Source organism: Mesorhizobium sp., from assembly GCF_024509055.1.
Lineage (GTDB): Bacteria > Pseudomonadota > Alphaproteobacteria > Rhizobiales > Rhizobiaceae > Mesorhizobium.
The window spans coordinates 1-17294 of sequence record NZ_JANINM010000425.1; the positions used below are offsets into that span (position 1 = coordinate 1).

Here is a 17294-nt window from a genome sequence, read left to right on the forward strand (position 1 = left end):
GCAACAAGATCACCATGATCTTCCAGGAGCCGATGACCTCGCTCAACCCGCTGCATACGATCGAGCAGCAGATCGTCGAAGTGCTGCAACTGCACCAAGGGCTGAAGGACAAGCCGGCCCGTGCACGCACGCTGGAGCTGCTCAACGAGGTCGGTATCCGCGATCCGCAGAAGCGGCTAGACGCCTATCCGCACCAGCTTTCGGGCGGCCAGCGCCAACGCGTCATGATCGCCATGGCTTTGGCCAACGAACCGGAGTTGCTGATCGCCGACGAGCCGACGACGGCGCTCGACGTCACCGTGCAGGCGCAGATCCTCGAACTGCTCGCCAAGCTCAAAGCCCGCAAGGGCATGTCGATGCTGTTCATCACCCACGACCTCGGCATCGTGCGCAAGATCGCCGACCGCGTCTGCGTGATGACCAAGGGCAAGATCGTCGAGACCGGCCCGACCAAGGGCATATTCGCCAATCCGCAGCACGCCTACACGAAACACCTGCTGGCCGCCGAGCCCAAGGGCAGGCCACCCGCGGCAAACGCCGACGCCAAGGCGGTGATAACCGGCAAGGACATCAAGGTGTGGTTCCCGATCAAGCGAGGCTTCTTCCGCCAGACCGTCGATCACGTGAAGGCGGTGGACGGCATCGACGTCACGGTGCGCGCCGGCCAGACGCTCGGCGTGGTGGGCGAATCCGGATCAGGCAAGACGACGCTCGGCCTGGCGCTGGCCCGGATGATCTCCTCGACCGGGGCGATCAACTTCGAAGGCCGCGACATCAACCAGCTGTCCTTCAGCGCCATGCGGCCGCTGAGGCGCCAGTTGCAGATCGTCTTCCAGGACCCGTTCGGCTCGTTGAGCCCGCGCATGTCGATCGCGGAGATCATCGAAGAAGGGTTGAAGATCCACGCGCCGAAGCTCACGCCCGACGAACGCGACGACAAGGTCGTCGACGTGCTGAAGGAGGTCGGGCTCGACCCCGAAACGCGCCACCGCTACCCGCACGAGTTTTCCGGCGGCCAGCGCCAGCGCGTGGCCATCGCCCGGGCCATGGTGCTCAACCCGCGCTTCGTCATGCTGGACGAGCCGACCTCGGCGCTCGACATGAGCGTGCAGGCGCAGGTGGTCGACCTTTTGCGTAACCTGCAGGCCAAGCACAATCTCGCCTATCTCTTCATCAGCCACGACCTGAAAGTCATCCGCGCCCTTGCCAACGACGTCATCGTCATGCGCAATGGCCAGATCGTCGAGGCAGGCCCTTCCGAACAGATCTTCGGCAGCCCGCAGACCGACTATACCCGGGCGCTGATCTCGGCCGCCTTCAAGATCGAAACGGCGCCGACCGGCGTCGTTAGCGAATAGGCCTGGCTGGACCGACATAACAGGAAAGAAAATCCGCGAATGGACAAAGGCAAAATATTGCTTGCCGTCACCGGCTTTCACCCGCAGCACTGGCGTGAGCTGCTCGCCGCCGATCGCGAGGTGGTGCTGGAGCCGGACGGCGCCAGCGATCCCTCGATCACCTACGCCGTGGTGTGGAAGCAGAAGCCGAACATCCTTGCGTCCTTGCCCAACCTGCGCGCCATCTTCTCGATCGGCGCCGGCGTCGATCACATCTTCACCGATCCCGGCCTGCCCGACGTGCCGATCGTCAGGGTGGTTGCCGACAACCTCACCCAGTACATGACCGAATATGTCGTCTGGCGGGTGCTCGACCATCATCGCCAGGGCATGTTCTACCGGGCGCTGCAGCCGAAGAAGATGTGGCGTGAGGCTCAGCAGCGTCCCGCGGGCGATATCTCGGTCGGCATCATGGGCCTTGGCCATCTCGGCCGCGCGGCGGCGTCGGTGCTGCTCTCGCTCGGTTTCGCCGTCAACGGCTGGTCGCGCACGGACCGGCCGATGCAAGGCGTTTCGACCTATGTCGGCGAAGCCGGGCTGATCCCCTTCCTCAACGCCACCGACATCCTGGTGGTGCTCTTGCCGCTCACGCCGCAGACGCAAGGCATCATCAATTACGGCCTGCTGAAGGAACTGCGCAGGCACAACGGCCTCGGCGGGGCGGTGCTGATCAATGCCGGGCGCGGCCGGCTGCAGAAGGATGCCGACATCCTGCGCGCGCTGGACGACGGCACGCTGAAGGAAGCGAGCCTCGATGTGTTCGAGGTCGAGCCGCTGCCGAAAACCAGCCCGCTGTGGAGCCATCCGAAACTGTTCGTCACGCCGCATGCGGCCGCGACCTCCGACCCCGAGCATCTCGTGCCGATCATGCTTCGACAGATGGCCGCCTTCGAGCGCGGCGAAAAGCTCGACAATCTGGTCGACCGCGAAGCCGGTTACTGAGCCGGCGAAGCAGGTTTCGAGCCCGGCAGCGCGAATGTTTCCTTCTTCTTCGGCTTGCCGCAATCGCGGCGGTCGATCGAGCGGTTCATGGCATCGATCTCGCCGGCGGCCTTGTCGCTGTCGCGCTTGGCCTTGGAGCGCACGTCCGGTGTGAACGGGCCGAAGCCCATCGCCGGATTGGAGAAGGTCGGCTTGGCGGTTATAGGCAGGTTGTTTTGCTGCGCCAAGGCATTGCGGTTGGCAATCAGCTGATCGCAAGGCACGTCGTCATATTGCAGCGACGATTGCACGTCTTCGTCCTGGCGTTCAGACATCGACGTACCGCCGACGCAGCCGGCCACCATCAGGCAGGACGCCAACACCACCATGTTCCAGCGCATGGGTTTCCTCCGTGGTATCCGCCCCTGGCCCAACCCGACATGCGAATCGGGCTTTTTCGCAGCAGATTGCGCCTCATCTACCCGTGTTTCGTTCATCGATAGAAGGCGCTTTGCCGGCCAGCACAGCCAGCCCTGGCACTGGCGCATGGCGATCGTTGCGAATGGTCGTGCTTTCCAGCGACAGGATCGAGAGCACGTTGTCGGCAAGGACGCGCCGCACATAGTTTTCCGAATGCGCATAGCGACGTGATGGCAGCAGGGCGAAGTCGCCGTCGCCGGCCAGCGTCTCCACCGAGAACGCGAACAGGCCGTCATCGGCCAGCAATCCCGCTACCGCCGCGACGATGCGATCGAGCGCGCCGACATAGATGAACACGTCAGCCGCCACCACGAGGTCGGCTCTCGCGCCGGAAGGGGAAAAATGCTGGAGGTCGGCCTTGGCCAGCAGGTCGTAGATACCTTTGGCCTTCGCCTTCCTCAACATGCTGGCCGAGATGTCGTAGCCCTCCAGCCGGTCGACCATCGGCCGCAGCCTTTCGCCCATCAGGCCGGTGCCGCAGCCGAGGTCGAGCGCCAGCCGAAAGCGGCCGGGCTTTGCCGCGCGAATTGTGCGCTCGAGAACCTCCGGCATGCGATAGCCGAGTTTTTCAACCAGCGATTCCTCGAAGCTGTCGGCATAGTGATCGAACAAGGTCTCGACAAATGCGCTGGGCGGCGCCGCCATCACTGGCCCGCGGCCGACCAACTGCAGCTTGAGCGCGGCGCCCAGCCGGTCGCCCGGTTCGAGCTTCAAGGCCATCGTCCAGGCTTCGCCCGCCTGATCGAGCAGGCCCGCGGCCTCCTGCATCTCGCCGAGCCGGAACCAGCCCGCCACCCATTGCGGCGCCAGCTCCAGCACGCCAAGCAGAAGCTCCGCCGCCTGCGCGGGCTCGCCAGAGGCCAGCAGCATCTCGGCGAAGTCGGCGCGGCGATCGGCGTTCAAGTCGCCGGACGAGGCCTGAAGCGGTTTCATGTAGGATAGATCCCGCCGGCGAGCAGCCGGCAGTGGGCTGTAGGACGAGTCAGTAGTCTCATGCAACGGGCTTCCCGCCCGAAAATTAGCCACTATCTTGGGGCGATGCGCGCCAGCGACCTGCTCAAACCCCGGCCGGAAGGGCTTTACTGTCCGCCCGGCGATTTCTTCATCGACCCGATCCAATCGGTCGGCCGGGCGCTGATCACCCACGGCCATTCCGACCACGCGCGCGCCGGCCACAGGTCGGTGCTCGCCACGCAACAGACGCTCGACATCATGGGGCTGCGCTACGGCGAGAATTTTGCAGGGACGACCCAGGCCGCGACCCTCGGCGAGACGATGGAGATCAACAGCGTCTCGGTCACCTTCCACCCGGCGGGTCACGTGCTGGGTTCGGCCCAGATCGCCGTCGAGCACCGGGGCATGCGCATCGTAGCCTCCGGCGACTACAAGCGCCAGAACGACGCCACCTGCCTGCCGTTCGAGCCAATCCGCTGCGATGTCTTCATCACCGAGGCGACCTTCGCCCTGCCGGTGTTCCGCCATCCGCCCGATCACGAAGAGATCGAGCGCGTGCTCAGATCGGCGGGGCAGTTTCCCGAGCGCTCGCACCTGATCGGCGCCTATGCGCTGGGCAAGGCGCAGCGCGTGATGCGGCTGCTGCGCGACGCGGGCTATGACCGGCCGATCTACATCCACGGCGCGCTGGCGAAGCTCAGCGAATATTATCAGAACCAGGGCATCGATCTGGGGACGCTGGAACCGGCAACGGTCGAAAGCGGCGGCAAGGCCGATTTCGCCGGCGCCATCGTGGTTGGCCCGCCGGCCGCCTTCGCCGACCGCTGGGCCCGCCGCTTCCCCGACCCGATCTCCTGCTTCGCCTCCGGCTGGATGCGCATCCGCCAGCGCGCCAAGCAAGGCGGCGTGGAACTGCCGCTGATCATTTCCGACCATGCCGACTGGGACGAGCTCACCGCAACCATCAAGGAGACGGGGGCGCAAGAGATCTGGGTGACGCACGGCCGCGAGGAGGCCCTGGTGCGCTGGTGCGAACTGGAGGGCATCGCGGCGAGGCCGCTGCATTTGGTGGGGTATGAGGATGAGGGCGATTGATGGCAGACGTCGCTCCGACAATCGCTAACGTCGCGCTCCACGGCGCCCCCCTCTGTCCTGCCGGACATCTCCCCCACTTGGGGGGAGATGTCCGGCAGTTTCGATGCCGGCACATCTTCTGCGACGTTGAAGATTGGCGAAAGCCGGCGAAACATCTGATCTCCCCCCTTGAGAGGGAGATGGCCGGCAGGCCAGACAGGGGTGCCGCGCGCTGGCTTTCGCCATTGGCCGGGCGCGCCCGGCTATGAACCGCTTCGCCGAACTTCTCGACCGGCTGGTGCTGACGCCGTCGCGCAACGGCAAGCTCACATTGCTCACCGATTATTTCCACGGCGTCGAGGATCCCGATCGCGGGCTGGCGCTGGCGGCGCTCACGGGCGACCTGTCGATCGCTTCGGTGAAACCAGCCATGCTGCGAGCGCTGGTGGTCGAACGCATGGATCCGGTGCTGTTCGGCTATTCCTACGACTATGTCGGCGATCTCGCCGAGACCGTGTCGCTGGTCTGGCCGCAGCCCATAGGCCACATACCGAACCATGCGCCGACGCTTGCCGAGGTGGTCGGCAAGCTGCAGGCGGCGAGCCGATCCGACGGACCGAAGGTGCTGGCGCGGCTGCTCGACAGCGCCAGCATCTCGGCCCGCTTCGCCATCATCAAGCTGGTCACCGGCGGCCTGCGCATCGGGGTGTCGGCGCGGCTCGCCAAGCAGGCCCTGGCCGACCTCGGTAAGGTCGACGTCGCCGAGATCGAGGAGCTCTGGCACGGGCTGACACCGCCTTACACCGAGCTGTTCGCCTGGCTGGAAGGCCGCGCGGACAAGCCGAAGAGTGCGGCGCTCGCGCTATTCCGGCCGGTGATGCTTGCCAACGCCATCGACGACGGGGACCTCGAAAATCTCGATCCGTCCGACTACGCGGCGGAGTGGAAATGGGACGGCATCCGTGTGCAGGCGGTGTGCGAGGGCGGCGTCCGCCGGCTCTATTCGCGCACCGGCGACGATGTGTCGGGCGCCTTTCCGGACCTTGCCGCGGCAATGCATTTCGAGGCGACGCTAGACGGGGAATTGCTGGTCGGCGATCCGCGTGAGGCGACAGGAACCTTCTCCGACCTGCAGCAGCGGCTGAACCGCAAGAGCGTGTCGCCGAGGATACAGCAGCAATATCCGGCCTTCATGCGCTGCTACGACGCGCTGCAGATCGACGGCGAGGATTTGCGCGCGCTGCCTTTCGCCGAGCGCCGCAAGCGGCTTGAAACCTTCGTGGCGACGCTCGATCCCAGCCGTTTCGATCTCTCGCCGCTGGTCGAATTCCCCGGTTGGGAAACCCTGGAGCGCCTGCGGCAGGCGCCGCCGCATCCCATCATCGAAGGGGTGATGCTGAAGCGCTGGGATTCGCCCTACCTTGCCGGCCGGCCGAAAGGCCCCTGGTTCAAATGGAAGCGCGATCCGCACACGGTGGACGCGGTGCTGATGTATGCCCAGCGCGGCCACGGCAAGCGCTCCAGCTTCTATTCCGACTACACGTTCGGCGTCTGGGCCGGGCCGGAGGGCGCGGAAGAACTGGTTCCGGTCGGCAAGGCCTATTTCGGCTTCACCGACGAGGAACTGAGAGAGATCGACAAATATGTCCGCGACAACACGATCGAACGGTTCGGGCCGGTGCGCTCCGTGCGCGCCGACCGGAACAACGGACTGGTGCTGGAGGTGGCGTTCGAGGGCCTCAACCGTTCGACGCGCCACAAATCGGGCGTCGCCATGCGCTTCCCCCGCATCTCTCGCCTACGCTGGGACAAGCCGGCCGCCGAGGCCGACCGTATCGAGACGCTGCAGGCATTGCTCGACTAAGGCAATTCCGCCGGGAGCTTGCGTGAAAGATCAACAACTCAAAGGTTAGTCGACCGCCGGCACGGAATGGTGCTCGTGCATGAATATCCACTGTCCGGCGATCTTCTCGAAGCCGATGGTCAGCCGAAAATCGAGATCGCTGGGCTGGCCGTCCGTCACGACCACGCACCGCATCAGCGCGACAGCGAACGCCACATCGGCGCCTGCCGTGATTTTCAGATCGACGATGTCGAAAACAGGCGGGTTGGGCGAGGCTCCGAAGAACAAGGGCCAGGTGTCGCGATAGGCCTCGATGCCTCTGGATTGCAGCGGAGGCGGCACGTCGAACATGATGAAGTCAGCCGCGTGATGACGCAGGATGCCATCCATGTCCTTGCGGCGCACGGCCTCGGCCCACTGCTCGATCAGCGCGCGAACTTCTCCCGTCTGCGGACCAGAAGCGTTCATGGTCTCCTCCCGACTACGACGGCAGGCGCCGTCGCGCGATGCTGCAAGAGGAACGACGGCGGCGCTGGGATTATTCCGCGATCGAGACGCGAATCTCGTAGATGTCGACCGCCTTGCCCTGCTTGTCGAAGTCCGAGTTTATGGCGATGGTGCCGGCGGCGCCCGGATGCTTGTTCGGGAACTGCACGTCGAACAGATATTCGTTACGCTGCTGGCCGACGGCGTAGCGCTTGCGGCCGCAGTCGCCGAGATCGCCGAAATTGCAGTCGACCGATATCTGCGTGTCCTTGCCCTCTTCCGAGCGCGCGATGATGTCGAACATGGCATGCTTGCCGGCTAGCTTTTCCAGCACGCCCTGCCCGACGTCGAAGGCGATCGCGGAACCCGACGCGCCGGAGCGGATGCGCAGGAACTGGCCCGTGTCGTCCTTCGTCACCTCGGCGCTGGCGTCCGCCGGCGCGCTGACATGGGTCGGATCGCTCGGCGAGAAGACGTTGATCCAGTTCTTGGACTGGTCCGCCTCGCCGGGCTTTTGCGGCGAGCCGGTCTCGCCCGGCTGGGAAGAGTCCTCGCTGTCCAGCGTCGGCGTCGCCTCGGGCGGGCCGGTGTTGAGCTGTGCCGCCGTCTTGAAGACGCCGGTCTGCTTGGCAAAGTAGAGGCCGATGCCGGCGGCGGCGACCAGCGTCGCGACGACAAAGATGGCGGTGAGCGGCAAGCGCCGTCCCCTGATCCGCCGCTCGTCGCGGTCGGGCGCCACCTCGGCGCCGTTGCCGACGCGCGCCCCAGGAGAATCGTCCAGCATCGGCGCATCGGGAAGCGCCGTTTCGGCCGGCATGATGTCTGGCACGCGCGGCAGCACACGTGAGCGCGGCGCGTCCGAAGCGTCGGACTGCACCGGCCCGTCGACGGTGATCGCCGGCGAAGACGCCGGTTGAGCCGTTGCCTGCCGCGGCGCATCCACCATCGGCTCAGGCGCGCTCCCGGTGGGCTCGGCACCCTGTGGAGGCAACGTCACGTCGGGAACGGCCGGCAGGAACTCCGATTCGATTTCCGCGATCTTCGCCTGAACGGCCTTGCGGCGACCGATCGCCGCCTCCACCGTCACATTCGGATTGGCCTGCAGGACGCGGTCCAGCGCGGCAAAGGCCGACCGGTAAACCCTCTCCCGAAACGCCCGGTCCTCGGGATTACCCTTTTCGAAGGCGTTGCGGATCGCTTTCTCGATGGCGTCCAAGCGAGCTCCCTCCGCACGTTGGCTCACACTTGCCTGATCGTTAGCCGCAGGCGACCGATCAATCAACGGGCGAGCGGCTGCCTTGCCGGCGCATACGAGCCATTTCGGCGGTTTTTATTGAAGAATCAACATATTTCGTCGCCTTCGCCCAGTTCGAACCGGGCACCGGACGGCAACTGCCGGTCGCGCTGGTTCTCGGCGACAGGCGCTCGCCGACACTTGCGCGCCACATCGCAAACAGGAATTGCCTGCCCCGGACCGGAATTCGCCACAGCCCATCTTGAATTAGCGGCCGGTTGAGTCTATCACGCAGCGCATTCTGGAAGCCCAGCGCTTCCTGGGCCGCTTTAGCTCAGTTGGTAGAGCACATCATTCGTAATGATGGGGTCGCGTGTTCGAGTCACGCAAGCGGCACCAGTTTTTCCCATAATCTGTACCACACGGCCTTGGCATATCGGCCATTGTTGAATGGATAGTTTGGTGTGAAACTCGCTGGCCTCAGCAGCATTGGGAGGCCAAAATGCCCTATAGTTTCAAGACCGGCGACGTCGTCAGGCTGAAGTCGGGAGGCCCGGAGATGACGGTGAGCGACGGCGCGGCGTCGGGCACTTATCTCTGCCACTGGTTCAACCGCGAGGGCGACGTCTGGACCCCGCAGCATGCCGGTTTCAAGTCGGACCAATTGGTGGTGGTCGATCAGCCGAAATAGCCCAGTCTATTCCCCGGGCGAGGCCGCGATCCGGCGTTGCCCGGTCCCTAACCTTCTCTCGCGATCGGACGACCGACGGATTTCTCTCGTCGCGGCGTTTAACGGCTGAAGCGCGGCTGCGATCGGCCGGCGCCAACCGGAGACGAGAGAGCATGATCCGCCGTACGATACTTGCGATTGCCCTGGGTTTGCAGACCACCGCAGCGTTTGCCCAGACGACACCCACGCCGACCCCTGCGCCAGCCCCGGCGGCGAGCGCGCCTGCCACTGCAGCCAAACAAGGCATCACGCTGGAACAATTCGTGGCGCGCAGGGAGAAGATCCTCATGCGCGCCGATACGACTGGCGACGGCAAGATCACCCTGGCTGAATGGACCGCATTCCAGGAAAAGCGGAAGGCCAAGGGCGATCCGGCCAAGTCCTTCGCGCGTATCGATACCAAGAACAACGGCTTCATCGACAAATCCGAACTCGACGCCTTCCTCACCAAGCGCTTCGCCAAGCTCGACAAGAATGGCGACGGCGTGCTCACCGCCGACGAAATGCCAGGCCACAAAACCGCTCCCAATCAGGAGCAATGACCGAGAGGTTATGCAGCACGATGAAACTTGGGAGCGCCTCGGCTGATGGGCGCAGATCCGGACGAGGACTTGGTACGGCGCATCAGTGCCGGCGATGCGGCGGCCGTGCAGACGATGGTGGCACGCAAGCTGCCGCGCATCCTGGCTTTGGCCACGCGCATGCTCAGCGATCCGGCCGAGGCCGAGGATGTCGCCCAGGAGACCTTCGTTCGCATCTGGCGCCATGCTTCCGGCTGGCGCCAGGGCCACGCGCGTTTCGACACCTGGATCCATCGCGTGGCGCTCAACCTTTGCTACGACCGGCTGCGTCGCCGTCGCGAATGGACCACCGACGAACTGCCGGAGGTGGTCGATGAGGCGGCACTTCCAGACGCTGTTCCCGGCGACGACGAACGGCGCGTTCAGCAGGCGCTGCAACGCATCGCGCCGCGCCAGCGCGAAGCGATTGTGCTGGTCTACTATCAGGACCTGTCCAACATCGAGGCCGCCAGCGCCATGCAGGTCAGTGTCGACGCGCTGGAAAGCCTGCTCGCCCGCGGCCGGCGATCGATGCAGGCCATGCTCATTGGAGATGACGGCAATGACTGAGGCGGCAAAAGAACTGCATGTATCGCGGGCAGTGGCGTGGAAGGCCACGTCAAGACGATGGAAGGGGGAAAGAGATGGCTGAGAACCGCAATATCGAGAAGCCGATGGAGGCAAAACGCTTCGCCGCGCTGGCGGAGGCCTATGGCGGCGCGCTGCATCGCTGGCCGCCGGCCGAACAGGCCGCCGCCACGCTGTTTGCCGAGAGCGCCGAGGGCCGTGCCGTGCTTGAGCGCGCCGGCAGGCTCGACGCCATGCTCGATCGCCATCGTGTCGCAACCCCGCGTCCCGCGCTGCATGGCGCCATTGTCGGGGCGGCCGCCACTCGGCTCAGGCAAGGCCGTCGCCGGCGGCTCTGGTGGCTGGGCTTCGGGCTTGCCGGTATCGGCCTCGCCGGGGCCGTGGCCGGCCTTGGCCTGGTCACCGTAGTCACGCCCGACATTTCCTCCGATCACTATGTGATGGACGCCAATGCGACGTCGTTCGGCGATGCCGGTCCCGACGCTTCCCCCACGGAGGAAGATCTATGAGCCCTCGCCTTGTCGCGGCATCGCTGGTGCTGAACGTGTTTCTCATCGGCGCGCTGGCAGGCGGCGCCGGCTGGCTGATCGGCCGCAGCAACCCGGGCTACTCGCTGGAGTCCGCCGGTGGACAGCTTCCGACCGACGACCGCAAAGCATTCCGTCAGGCATTGCGCGAAGTCCGGCGGGAGTCACGCCAGATCATCGTCGACGGACAGCAAGCGAGGCGTGACGCGGCAAACCTTCTGCAACAGCCGACGCTCGACACGGCGGCGCTGGCGGCTGCGCTGGAACGGGCGCGCAACGCCGACGTCGCCATCCGCGCCAAGCTGGAGCAGCGCATCGTCGAGTTCGCGGCATCGAGCTCGCTCGATGATCGCCGCCTGCTGGCCGAAGGTCTGGTGCGGCATGTCGGCAGGCAGCGGCCGCCGCCTGCAAAAAATACTCAGTGAGCAGCGACGGAAAGAGGAACCTCCACCCGTTCAAAGAAAAGAGGGACAAGCCTGTTGCGGCGTGATGCGGGCAGGTCGGTTTCAACCTCGATAACATTCGGGAGTATCCCATGAACGGTCTGACGAAATACTCTGTTGCTGCCGCGCTCGCCATCGGCGGGACAGTCGCGGCAAGTGCCGCCTCGGCGATGCCGATCGCAGCGGTCGCGCCTGCGGCGCCGGCGCTCGTCGAGCATGTGGCCTATGGCTGCGGCCCCGGCTGGCACCCCAATCCCTGGGGCCGCTGCGTGCCCTACCGCCACGTGTATTACTATCCAGGCTACTACTATGGCGGACCGTCCGTTTACATCGGCCCGGTCTGGCATCCGTGGCACCGCTGGCATCACTGGCGCCGCTGGTAAGGCTCCAAGGCCTGTCTCATGATGCCGGCGTGCCGGTGTCACAAGGTTTTCCGACCTTCATGAAATGACGGCCGACGCGGTTCCGCGTCGGCTCAGCGATGGAGGCTGCATTGGCCATATCGAATTCAAATGCCGCTGCGCCAGACGCGGCCCTGGTCGCGCTCAACCGCTTCGGCCTCGGCGCGCGACCCGGCGACGACCTCAAGAAGATCGCCGGCGACCCGCGCGGCTATCTCAAGGCCGAACTCAAGCAGCAGGACATAGCGCTCATTTCCCCCGACGACCCGGCAAACGCCGGGCTGCTCGACAGCACCGCGGCCATTCAGGCCAGCATCACCGCCAACGTGGAGCGCAAGGTCGCCCGCGACCGCATGGCGGAAGCGTCCATGCAGCAGAGCGCGACGGACGCCCCGGCGGGCCAGCCCGGGGCGATGGCACCCAAGCCAGGGGCAATCGCACCCAAGTCCGGAGCGACGGCGCCCAAGCCAGACGCAATGGCGGCCAAGACCCCGACGGCTGTACCTCAGCCCGGGACGCCGCCACCAAAGCCGGCCGTGCCGCCGGTCGAAGCCGATATCTACAGGGCCGAGGCGAAGGCGCGTTTCGACAGGGCGTTCAACGCGGGCCCAGGGTTCGTCGAGCGGTTGGTCGCCTTCTGGTCGAACCATTTCTGCGTCTCGGCCGCCAAGGGCCAGGTCGTGCGGGCCAGTGCCGGCGCCTTCGAGCGCGAAGCGATCCGCCCCTTCGTGTTCGATCACTTCGCCAACATGCTGCTCGCGGTCGAACATCATCCGGCGATGCTGTTCTATCTCGACAACCAGCAGTCGATCGGCCCCGACTCCCGCGCCGGCATGAGACGAACCCGAGGGCTCAACGAGAACCTCGCCCGCGAGATCCTGGAACTGCATACGCTGGGTGTCGGGAGCGGCTACAGCCAGGGCGACGTCACCAGCTTTGCCGGCATGTTGACCGGCTGGACGATGGCCGGACGCGAGGGACGCCTGGGCGAGCCCGGAACGTTCGTGTTCAACGCCAATGCGCATCAGCCGGGCAAGGCGATGCTGCTCGGCAAGACCTATCCCGACGGCGGCATGGGCCAGGCGGAGGCGGCGCTGAACGACATCGCCCGCCAGCCGGCAACCGCGCTGCACATCGCCACCAAGCTCGCCCGCCATTTCATCGCGGACAACCCGCCGCCGGCGGCGGTTACCCATCTTGCCGAAGTATTCGCCAAGACGGACGGCAACCTCATGGCGGTCTCGCAGGCGCTGATCGACATGCCGCAGGCCTGGTCGACGCCGCTGACCAAGCTGCGGTCGCCGATCGACTATGTCGTCTCGCTGAGGCGGGCCATCGGCCCATCCGCCGGCAACGAGCCGCAACGCACGCTTGGCTGGCTGAGGGCGCTGGGCGAGCCGCTTTGGGAGCCGCCAGGCCCCAACGGGTTTCCTGACCAGACGGATGCCTGGGCATCTGCCGAGGGCATGAAGACACGCCTCGACATCGCATGGCAGGCTGCCCGGCAGGCAAGCAACATCGGCAACCCGAACGAAATGCTCGACGAGCTGTTCGGCCCTTCCGCCTCGCCCGAGACAAGGCAGGCGATCGCGCGCGCCGAGTCCAAGCAACAGGCGCTGGCGCTGCTGTTGATGGCACCCGAATTCCAGCGCCGCTGAACAAGCCTATGGAGAAGTCGCCATGAGCCTTCTTTGTGAAACGCCCAACCCTTCCCGCCGCGCCGTGCTGATGACCGGCGGCGCCCTGTTCGCCTGGGCATACCTGCCGCGCTTCGCCCGCGCCGCCGACAACCGCGACCCCCGGCTTGTCGTCATCGTGCTGCGCGGCGCGCTCGACGGGCTGTCAACGGTCGGACCGGTCGGCGATCCCGATTATGCCGGCCTGCATGGCGACATAGCGCTTTCGCTCACGGGCCCGAATGCCGCGCTGCCACTCGACAGTTTCTTCGCGGTCAATCCAGCGATGCCGGTGTTCGCGCGCCTGTTCAAGGCGGGCCACGCGGCCGTCGTGCATGCCGCCGCCACGGGTTACCGCGACCGTTCGCATTTCGATGGGCAGGACGTGCTCGAGAGCGGTCTGCCCGGCCCCGGCAACGCCACCACCGGCTGGCTCAACCGCGCGCTCGAAAACCTGCCCAAGGGCGACCGGGTGGCCAAGCTCGGCGGACTGGCGATCGGCCCATCGACGCCGCTGGTGATCCGGGGCGGCGCGCCCGTGCTCGGCTGGGCGCCGCAGGCCTTGCCGGCGCCCGGCGACGCGCTGGCGGAGCGCGTGCTCGATCTCTACAACCATCGGGACCCAGCGCTTGCCGCGGCCCTGCAGAAAGGCCTCGACGCCGACAAGATGGCGACGACCGACCAGCTTGGCGCCGCGACGATGAAGCCGAAGGGTGGCCTCGACAACGCGGCCGGCATGCGCCAGGCCGCGCAGGGCGCGGCGCGGCTGATGGCGGCGGACGACGGACCACGCATTGCCGCACTCGCCTTCGACGGCTGGGACACGCATGTCAATGAAGGCGGCGCGACAGGCAGGCTCGCCAACCTGCTCGGCGGTCTCGACGGAGCCTTCGAAGAGTTCCAGAACGGGCTCGGCGCGCGCTGGAAGGACACGGCGATCGTCGCGATCACCGAGTTCGGGCGCACCGCCCGCATCAACGGCACGGTCGGCACCGACCATGGTACCGGCACGGTGGTGCTGCTTGCCGGCGGCGCGATCAAGGGCGGGCGCGTGATCGCCGACTGGCCCGGCCTGAAGCCGGCTCAGCTTTACCAACAGCGCGACCTCGCGCCGACCAGCGACGTCAGGGCCGTGCTGAAGGGTCTGCTTGCCGACCAGTTCGGGCTTTCGGCCGCTGTGCTCGGCGGCAAGGTGTTTCCGGATTCGGCGGCGGTCAATCCGATGCGAGAGCTCATCGCGTAGATGAAAGAACGCCCGCCCCGTTTCCGGGGCGGGCGTTCGTTCGCCATCGGAGGCGATCAATAGCTCCAATAGCCGGGGTGCCAGCGGCCGTGATGCCAGAAACCGGGATGCCAAACGCGAACCGGCCGGATGATCACCCGCCGGCCGTTCGGCACGCATCTGCCCCAGCGATTCATGTGCCAGCCCGGACCGCAGCGCCAGCCGACGGTCTCGATCGGCAACGGCGACGCGCTGGGCTTCGCCATCGGCATGGCCTGCGAGCCAGCGCCCGACAGCATCAAGGTGCTGGCGGCCAGCGCAAACGGTAGAAAATACCTTGTGAGCATAAGATTCTCCGTGATTTGTCCCTACCTGCGTAGAACGGAGGGCACGGACGAATCCCGTCGGAGGGCGATCGATCACATCTTCGTTAGATCGTGTTGACGGGGCTTTGCCCAAGACACTGCAAGCCCAGCCTTCGCCGAATTGATCCATATCAATGTGCCGTGGCGCGTCCGCGATAGGATCAACGAGAAACTGGGCCAGGGGCCTTGTGAACAGGAGATCACGCCGATGATGATCCGCACGCTGTCCACCTTGGAATGCACGAAATTGCTGGCGGCCAACCGCAGCGGCCATCTGGCCTGCGCGAAGGACGGACAACCCTATGTCGTGCCTTTCAACTACGCATACGCCGACAGCCATCTCTATGCATTCTCCCTGCTGGGCAAGAAGATCGACTGGTTGCGGGCCAATCCCCTGGTGTGCGCCCAGATACAAGAACATACCCAGGGACGCGGCTGGAGGAGCGTGATTGTCAACGGCCGCTACGAGGAGCTGCCAGACCAGATCGGCCACAAGGTTCAGCGCGACCACGCCTGGGCGGTGTTGAGCAAGCACACGGACTGGTGGGAGCCCGGTGCGCTCAAGCCCGTCACGCCTGCCATGTCAAACAGCTTGCCGCATGTCTTTTTCCGTATCCTTGTCGAAGAGGTCTCGGGGCGGGAGGCAAGCGAATAGGCTGTCCTTCAGGGCGACGTCATGAAGCCGGCTTATCGTCAAGCGTCGCCACCGTCTTCAGCGCGCCATCGAGCATGTCGCCTCTTTCGTCCTTCAGCGCCGCCTCGCGCAGGCGGCGGATCCAGTCGGCGGCGTCTTCGCGATCCTTGAGCATGGGAAGCGCCGAGAGCACCCGGTCAAATTTCGACTGGGCGCGTGCATGGGTATCGCTGTAGCCCTTGATAAGTCGGCGACAGTTCAGGATCTCCACGGCAAGTGCGTAGTCTTCACGTGCATGGGCGAGCGCCAATCGATACCAGCGCTCCAGATGCTCGACCTCGACCTTGTGGCGCAACAGGCGGCGGCGCCAGCGGCGCAGGCCGCCGATGACCCACAGCATGGCGAAGCCGGAAAAGCTGTCGGTGCGGATGTGGCGACCACGATTGATGCGACGATCTAGGAAGGCGGCTAGCCTGGGCCGGCTTTCAATGTAGCTGCCCAGCCCCGCCGGCAGCGTGCCGCAGAATTCCTCGATGCGCGGATGGAAATATTCGGTCACCTGCAGGACCGAACCGTCCTTGACGCCGACCTCCCTGCGCACGCGCAGGTCACGGGTCGATCGCGTCTTCAGATCGGCGACGCGGATCATGTCGTCGTAGCACATGGCGTTGGCCAGGTGTTTGGCAGCGGCGATCGACAGCGCGTAACCGCGCTCCGCGCCGTCCAGCGCGACGGTCTTGTCCAACTGGTCGAGATATTCGCCGCCATAGGCGATGTCCTGGTAGTCGACGACCTTCTTCAGGCCGCGTCCGGCCATGTCGCGCAGGGGTTCCGGCAGCGCCGCGACGCGGGCGGCAAGATCCCGCCAGCCCTTCATGAGCGTTTCGGGCCCGCTGACCAGCGTCGCCGGTTTGCTTTCGGCGACGGCAGGCTTCGCCGCGGCCGTCCCAGCGGTCGGAGCAGCGATCCCGCGCGCGCGGTCACAGGCAGCGGCGAAGGCGGCAAGGCTCGGCTTCACACCGCGGCCGCCGGCTCCGATGGCCTGTTCGTAGCTTTCACGCGTGAAGGGCAGCGCATCCGACCCTGCCAGAGCGCCGAGCAGGCTGGCCGAGATCATGGTGCCGTTCTCGGCGGCGATCTTCTCCATGTCGAAGGCGATGAACTTTTTCGCGGCCGCTTGCGCCGTCGCGTGGACCTTTTCGGATGACGCGCGGCCGTCGCCCGGCTCGATCTTTTCCGAGACCGCAGCGATACGGTGCGACGAGGCTATCAGCGTCGTGCGCTCGGGCGTGACGAAGCCGCGGATGATGGCACGGCCGGCTTCCATCAGCTCGGCGGCGATCAGGATGTCGACGTCGCCCTGCGAGGGCGAAAGCGCGAAGACCGGCAGCCGGCCGGTGTCGCGAGCCATCTCGATGTAATAGATCGTCGCGCCCGTGCGCTGGGCGACCCCGGCGACCGAAGTCGATTGCGCGATGTAGCCGTTGCGCTCGGCGACGTCGGTAATCCAGTCGGCAAGTACGCCGCCGCCCTGGCCACCGACCGCAAGCACGGCAAGCTTGATGACGCGCTCGTCGTCATGGGCGCCCGCCTTCGGGCGCAGGGCTGCGTTGTGATCAAGCATCGGCGAACATCAGACGGCGGTTTTCACGGCGGCGCTGGAAGAACCCGATCGCGGCGCGGCGCGCGCTTTCGAGGAAGCGATCCCAGCGGCCGGGATTGTGGACGACATCGGCGCGGTAGAAGGACGGGCAGAGCA

Annotated in this window: 19 protein-coding genes and 1 tRNA gene; 14 read left to right on the forward strand and 6 right to left on the reverse strand. The window is 65.7% G+C overall.

The genetic code is table 11. The features are described from left to right. The coding region (locus tag Q0L57_RS23250; RefSeq protein ID WP_296745397.1) for an ABC transporter ATP-binding protein at positions 1-1358 on the forward strand (1358 nt) is incomplete at its 5' end. Positions 1359-1397: 39 nt separating this feature from the next. Beyond that, positions 1398-2339 (forward strand): glyoxylate/hydroxypyruvate reductase A, encoded by a 942-nt coding sequence (locus Q0L57_RS23255; RefSeq protein WP_296745398.1) that lies wholly within the window; start codon positions 1398-1400, stop codon positions 2337-2339. On the opposite strand, the gene Q0L57_RS23260 is transcribed toward Q0L57_RS23255, so the two are convergent. Next, entirely contained in the window at positions 2333-2719 is a 387-nt protein-coding gene (locus tag Q0L57_RS23260) for a hypothetical protein (protein WP_296745399.1), read from the reverse strand. The two genes, Q0L57_RS23255 and Q0L57_RS23260, sit on opposite strands and share 7 nt — an antisense overlap. Before the next feature lie 73 nt (positions 2720-2792). Next, positions 2793-3731: a methyltransferase domain-containing protein gene (locus tag Q0L57_RS23265; RefSeq protein ID WP_296745400.1), complete on the reverse strand. Its 939-nt coding sequence runs from the start codon at positions 3729-3731 to the stop codon at positions 2793-2795. Between the two features lie 105 nt (positions 3732-3836). On the opposite strand from Q0L57_RS23265, the gene Q0L57_RS23270 reads away from it, so the two are divergent. Both Q0L57_RS23270 and Q0L57_RS23275 read left to right on the forward strand, forming a co-directional pair. Further along, positions 3837-4847, forward strand: a complete 1011-nt coding sequence (locus Q0L57_RS23270; protein ID WP_296745416.1) for a ligase-associated DNA damage response exonuclease — start codon at positions 3837-3839, stop codon at positions 4845-4847. A 244-nt stretch (positions 4848-5091) separates the two neighbouring features. After that, the gene (locus Q0L57_RS23275; protein ID WP_296745401.1) at positions 5092-6690 is read left to right on the forward strand and encodes a cisplatin damage response ATP-dependent DNA ligase; all 1599 of its coding nucleotides are present in this window, start codon (positions 5092-5094) and stop codon (positions 6688-6690) included. Positions 6691-6735: 45 nt separating this feature from the next. Here Q0L57_RS23275 and Q0L57_RS23280 read toward each other — a convergent pair whose 3' ends face one another. Together Q0L57_RS23280 and Q0L57_RS23285 are read right to left on the reverse strand one after the other, a co-directional pair. Then, positions 6736-7137: a nuclear transport factor 2 family protein gene (locus Q0L57_RS23280; protein ID WP_296745402.1), complete on the reverse strand. Its 402-nt coding sequence runs from the start codon at positions 7135-7137 to the stop codon at positions 6736-6738. A 70-nt stretch (positions 7138-7207) separates the two neighbouring features. Next, on the reverse strand, positions 7208-8371 hold the full coding sequence (locus Q0L57_RS23285; protein WP_296745403.1) for a hypothetical protein: 1164 nt from the start codon (positions 8369-8371) through the stop codon (positions 7208-7210). A 341-nt stretch (positions 8372-8712) separates the two neighbouring features. Here Q0L57_RS23285 and Q0L57_RS23290 point away from each other — a divergent pair. The 9 genes from Q0L57_RS23290 to Q0L57_RS23330 all read left to right on the forward strand — a co-directional run bounded on the left by Q0L57_RS23290 (position 8713) and on the right by Q0L57_RS23330 (position 14557). Then, positions 8713-8788: transfer RNA gene (locus Q0L57_RS23290), tRNA-Thr, on the forward strand. A gap of 103 nt (positions 8789-8891) precedes the next feature. Next, a complete protein-coding gene (locus Q0L57_RS23295; RefSeq protein WP_296745404.1) occupies positions 8892-9080 on the forward strand; it encodes a DUF2158 domain-containing protein in 189 nt (62 codons plus the stop codon). Positions 9081-9232: 152 nt separating this feature from the next. Then, complete coding sequence (locus tag Q0L57_RS23300) at positions 9233-9661, forward strand: acid-shock protein (RefSeq protein WP_296745405.1); 429 nt, start codon at positions 9233-9235, stop codon at positions 9659-9661. A 45-nt stretch (positions 9662-9706) separates the two neighbouring features. Beyond that, positions 9707-10249, forward strand: a complete 543-nt coding sequence (locus Q0L57_RS23305) for an RNA polymerase sigma factor (protein WP_296745406.1) — start codon at positions 9707-9709, stop codon at positions 10247-10249. Positions 10250-10323: 74 nt separating this feature from the next. Further along, positions 10324-10776, forward strand: coding sequence for a hypothetical protein (locus Q0L57_RS23310; protein ID WP_296745407.1), 453 nt, complete (start codon positions 10324-10326; stop codon positions 10774-10776). Then, positions 10773-11219: a periplasmic heavy metal sensor gene (locus tag Q0L57_RS23315; RefSeq protein ID WP_296745408.1), complete on the forward strand. Its 447-nt coding sequence runs from the start codon at positions 10773-10775 to the stop codon at positions 11217-11219. Before Q0L57_RS23310 ends, Q0L57_RS23315 begins: the two co-directional genes overlap by 4 nt. A gap of 110 nt (positions 11220-11329) precedes the next feature. After that, positions 11330-11620: a hypothetical protein gene (locus tag Q0L57_RS23320; protein ID WP_296745409.1), complete on the forward strand. Its 291-nt coding sequence runs from the start codon at positions 11330-11332 to the stop codon at positions 11618-11620. Between the two features lie 110 nt (positions 11621-11730). Beyond that, on the forward strand, positions 11731-13296 hold the full coding sequence (locus Q0L57_RS23325; RefSeq protein ID WP_296745410.1) for a DUF1800 family protein: 1566 nt from the start codon (positions 11731-11733) through the stop codon (positions 13294-13296). 22 nt (positions 13297-13318) lie between these two features. Then, positions 13319-14557 (forward strand): DUF1501 domain-containing protein, encoded by a 1239-nt coding sequence (locus tag Q0L57_RS23330; protein WP_296745412.1) that lies wholly within the window; start codon positions 13319-13321, stop codon positions 14555-14557. Positions 14558-14613: 56 nt separating this feature from the next. Here the strand turns inward: Q0L57_RS23330 and Q0L57_RS23335 are convergent, their stop codons facing one another. Continuing rightward, positions 14614-14883: a hypothetical protein gene (locus Q0L57_RS23335; RefSeq protein WP_296745413.1), complete on the reverse strand. Its 270-nt coding sequence runs from the start codon at positions 14881-14883 to the stop codon at positions 14614-14616. 226 nt (positions 14884-15109) lie between these two features. Between Q0L57_RS23335 and Q0L57_RS23340 the strand changes: the two genes are divergently transcribed. Continuing rightward, a complete protein-coding gene (locus tag Q0L57_RS23340) occupies positions 15110-15556 on the forward strand; it encodes a pyridoxamine 5'-phosphate oxidase family protein (RefSeq protein ID WP_296745414.1) in 447 nt (148 codons plus the stop codon). Positions 15557-15575: 19 nt separating this feature from the next. Here Q0L57_RS23340 and Q0L57_RS23345 read toward each other — a convergent pair whose 3' ends face one another. Continuing rightward, entirely contained in the window at positions 15576-17159 is a 1584-nt protein-coding gene (locus Q0L57_RS23345; RefSeq protein WP_296745415.1) for an indolepyruvate oxidoreductase subunit beta family protein, read from the reverse strand. Positions 17160-17294 lie beyond the last annotated feature (135 nt).